The 4357-nt window shown below is 58.8% G+C and carries 3 protein-coding genes; 1 reads left to right on the forward strand and 2 read right to left on the reverse strand.

The genetic code is table 11. The features are described 5' to 3' along the window. Positions 1 to 832 (forward strand): dipeptidase (locus VGE80_RS19640; protein WP_440593841.1); only part of this gene is annotated, 832 nt, incomplete at its 5' end. A gap of 86 nt (positions 833 to 918) precedes the next feature. Here VGE80_RS19640 and VGE80_RS19645 read toward each other — a convergent pair. Beyond that, complete coding sequence (locus VGE80_RS19645; RefSeq protein WP_440593842.1) at positions 919 to 2382, reverse strand: DUF1501 domain-containing protein; 1464 nt, start codon at positions 2380 to 2382, stop codon at positions 919 to 921. 113 nt (positions 2383 to 2495) lie between these two features. Continuing rightward, on the reverse strand, positions 2496 to 4357 hold a 1862-nt coding region (locus VGE80_RS19650; RefSeq protein WP_440593843.1), incomplete at its 5' end, for a DUF1549 and DUF1553 domain-containing protein.

Genomic DNA, 4357 nt, shown 5'->3' on the forward strand with positions numbered 1-4357 from the left:
GGCCCGTACGGCGTCGGATGTCGAACGGATCCAGAAGAGCGGAAAAATTGCGTCGCTGATAGGAGTGGAAGGGGGCCACTGCATCGAAGATTCGATCGAAAATCTTCGTCGACTGCACAAGCTGGGGGCAGGGTACATGACGCTGACCCATTCGGACACACTCGCCTGGGCGGATGCCGCGACCGATGAGGAAAAGCATGGTGGCCTGACGGAATTCGGCGAAGAAGTCGTCCGCGAGATGAACCGTCTGGGCATGTTGATCGATCTCTCGCACGTCTCGGCAGAGACGATGAAAGACGCGCTCCGCATTACGAAAGCTCCCGTCATTTTTTCGCATTCTTCCGCCCGCGCTGTCGCAGACCATCCTCGAAATGTTCCGGACGATGTGCTGCTGCTGACTAGAGAAAACGGTGGAGTTGTCATGGTGAATTTCTTTTCGGGATTCGTTCATCCCGACTCGGCTCGCAAACGAGCCAATATGTTTCAGGTCAATCGGGAACTTCGCGAGAAGTATCCCAACGAGTCCGAGTACAAGATTGCCCGGCAACGCTGGGACCTCGAGAATCCCATCCAGCGAGGGAGTCTTCATGATGTGGTTGACCATATTGACCACATCGTCAAAGTGGCGGGGATCGATCACGTCGGCATCGGATCCGACTATGATGGCATCACATTACTTCCTGAGCAGCTTGATGATGTCTCCACCTACCCGCTGATCACTCAGGAAATGCTGAATCGGGGTTACTCGGCCTCCCAGATCCATCAGGTCATGAGCGGCAATATTCTCAGAGTCATGCGAAAGGCCGAAACTGTTGCCGCGAAGACGCCGTGACCGGATGTCTTGCTGTTTCACTGCGAGGTGAGAGATCCCTGCATGTGGCGATCTCGACTTCACGCTCTCAACTTGGCAGTCGGTCATCAGGCCAGTACTTCCTGGATGACCTTTCCACCGACATCGGTCAGTCGATAATCCCGTCCCTGAAACCGGTATGTCAGTTTTGTATGGTCCAGACCGAGTAAATGCAGGATCGTTGCCTGGATGTCGTGGATATGGACGGGGTTTTCTACCACGTTGAATCCCAACTCGTCCGTGGCGCCAAGCGTATAGCCTCGCTTCAGACCTCCTCCCGCCATGAACATGGTGTTCGAGAACGGATGGTGATCCCGTCCGACGTAGGGCCCGGCGGCCGTTCGTCCTTCGCGGAACGGTGTCCGTCCGAATTCACCGATCCAGATGACCAGCGTCTCGTCCAGCAGGCCGCGATTCTTCAGGTCCCGGATGAGTGCCGCGACCGGACGATCCATCAGCGTGCACCGTTTCACAAGATTATCACGCAGGTCTTCGTTGGGATTCGTCCCATGGAAGTCCCAACCCCAGTCCGAGAGTTGGACAAACCGAACTCCCTTTTCGACGAGGCGGCGTGCGAGCAGGCAGTTATTGGCGAAGCTAGCTGCACCCGGCTGTGCTCCATAATCTTCCAGCAACCCCGCCGGTTCCTGTGAAAGATCCATCAGCTCTGGAACGACCGCCTGCATTCGAAATGCCATTTCGTATTGAGCAATTCGGGTCGCGGTTTCGGCCTGTTTAAGTTGCCGGGCGTGGATTCGATTCAGATCGTTAAGCGCGTCGAGGCTCTGTCGTCGGAGGGAACGATCCATCCCTTCCGGGTCCGAAAGATAAAGGACCGGATCCCCTCCGGTACGACATTGAACCCCTTGATAGACCGAAGGGAGAAACCCGCTTCCCCAGCCGGCTTTTCCGGAACTGGGGAGTGATCCCCCGGAGGTAAAGACGATGAACCCCGGGACATCCTGACTTTCAGAGCCCAGTCCATAGGTGACCCATGAACCGATTGAGGGTCGACCGGCCGTGCGTGGGATGCCCGTCAGCAGCAAGAGTTCCGCCGGGCCATGATTAAACTGGTCCGTGTGCAGCGATTTGATGAAGGTCAGTTCATCGGCAATCGCTGCCACGTTCGGCATTGCCGCCGAGACCCACGCACCAGACTGCCCGTACTGAGCAAACTTTTGGGGTGTCCCCAGCAGCTTAGGGGTGCCACTCGTGAAGGCGAAGGGTTTTCCTTCTGTCAGAGATGCCGGACAGTCCTGACCGTCGCGCTTCGACAGCTCGGGCTTATAGTCGAAGAGATCTAAGTGCGATGGTCCTCCTGACAGGCTGAGCAGGATGACGTTCTTGACCCGGGCCGGGTAATGAGACGCTGTCGGTGCGAACGGTTCTTCGGCGGATGAGGCCCCTTCGAGGGAATGTCCGAGCAATGAGCTCAGCGCCAATCCCCCCAGCCCCAGGGATCCACTTCCGAGAAAATGCCGGCGAGTGACATGGGCGAGAGCCTCGAGCGAAGACGTCGCGAGTGGATTCATCTGGGGTCCCTCGGGAATAAGGGGGAGTCACTTCCGGACAAAGTCAGGCACAGGTCATGAGGTCGAGTCGACTGGCAATCGCGTGGGGAGGGCAATCGCGGCCCGTTCCGATTTCAAGGTTTCGACAGGAACTCGTCCAGGTTCAGCAGGACATTGCCGACGACCGTCCAGGTGGCAGCCTCGATGGTGTCCGACGCCTCAGGCAGCGGACCTAGCGGCTTGGTCGCCAGAGGAGTGGCCTTCGCCAGATCGGTCCCTAACGTCGCATGGACTGTCTGATGAAGTTGGACCAGCCGGTTCGTTTCCTGTTCGGCCGGGGATCGGGTGAGAACCAGTCGCAGCCCGTAGGCCGCGCGGCTGGCTGTGGTGTCGCCCCCTTCCGTCATGATTCGGCGAGCCAGTGCCTGAGCCGCTTCGACGTAGACCTGATCGTTCAGCGTCACGAGCGCCTGCAAGGGAGTATTAGTGCGAGTTCGTCGCAGGCTGCAGACGCTTCTTTCTGGAGCATCGAAGGTGATCATCGACGGGTAGGGAAGGTTTCGCCGCCAGCGGGTGTAGAGAGCACGTCGGTGCCGGTCTTCGCCGCGACTCGTTTCCCAGTCGGTGCTTTGCCCGAAGGCCGCTGCCAGTCCGTTGACAGGCTGCGGAGGATGAACGGGTGGCCCATACAATTTCGGACTGAGCAATCCGGCGACGAACAAGGCCTGATCTCGCACGGTCTCTGCCGGGAGGCGGACGCGGGGACCTCGACCGATCAAACGGTTGTTCGGATCACGAAGGGCCAGTTCATCGCTGACGTACGAGGACTGTCGGTAAGCAGCCGAGGAGACGATCCTCCGCAGCATGTTCTTGGTATCCCAGCCGGTTCGAATCATTTCGGTGGCCAGCCAGTCGAGCAGTTCAGGGTGCGACGGAGGTTCCCCCTGATTGCCGAATTCTTCGCTGGATTCGACCAGTCCAATTCCGAACAGTTCCTGCCAGAGCCGATTCACCGTCACGCGACCAGTCAGCGGGTTTGCGGAATCCATTAGCCACTCCGCAAATCTCAGCCGATCCAGCTTCGTTCCGGGGGGAAGGGGATGCAGCACGGCGGGAACCCCGGGCCGGACCTGTTCGCCCCGGTTCTGGAATTCACCCCGAATGGCGACGTAGGTGGGACGCTCGGCTCCTTCCTTGAAAACCGGTGTCGTGGTCTCGACCTTGTCGAGTTCTCCCTGCGCTGCCGCCAGTGCGGCCTGGCTGGCCATCCATTCGGGGACCGTGGTTCGATGGTGGTCACGCAGTTTCCTTTGCTGTTCCTCGGAACGCTGTTCTGTGCTGCGGGTGATCACCTCCATCAGGTCGGCAGGCAGCGTGGCACGATCGACGGATTGCTCCCAGTCTGGCTCTTTCGAATCGGTGAGGACCGTCTGTTCCTCATGACGTTTCCGGGCTTCTGCCAAGATCTGGCGATTACGGTCACGTTCTTTCTCACGGCCGACATGTGCGATTTCAAGGAGGGGCGGTTCGCTGTTGTTGTCTTCGGTCGAATTGAAGACCGCGAAGACCTCGTAATACTCCTTGTGCGAGAACGGATCGTACTTGTGGGTGTGACATTGGGCGCAGCCGAACGTCGTTCCCATCCAGACCTGCATGGTCGTATTGACCCGATCGACGACCGAGGCATGTCGATACTCTTCGGCGTTAGACCCCCCTTCGGTATTGTTCGTCGTATTTCGATGAAAGCCCGTGGCGATGCGTTGGGAATCGGTTGCATCGGGCAGCAGGTCGCCGGCGAGCATCTCAATCGTGAAGCGGTCATAGGGCAGGTTGGCATTCAGTGCTTCGATCAGCCAGTCGCGCCAGCGCCAGATGGATCGTGGCGGGTCATGGATGTATCCCTGTGAATCGCCGTAGCGTGCCAGGTCCAGCCACATGGCCCCCCACCGTTCGCCGTAGAGGGGACTCGCCAGAATCCGATCGACCGCTCGTTCAT

It is taken from the genome of Schlesneria sp., from assembly GCF_036405755.1.
Taxonomy (GTDB): Bacteria; Planctomycetota; Planctomycetia; order Planctomycetales; family Planctomycetaceae; genus Schlesneria; species Schlesneria sphaerica.

Bases quoted from the DNA above. Each gene is read 5' to 3' on its own strand.
- VGE80_RS19645 (WP_440593842.1), bottom strand. From the start codon at position 2,382: ATGAATCCACTCGCGACGTCTTCGCTCGAGGCTCTCGCCCATGTCACT.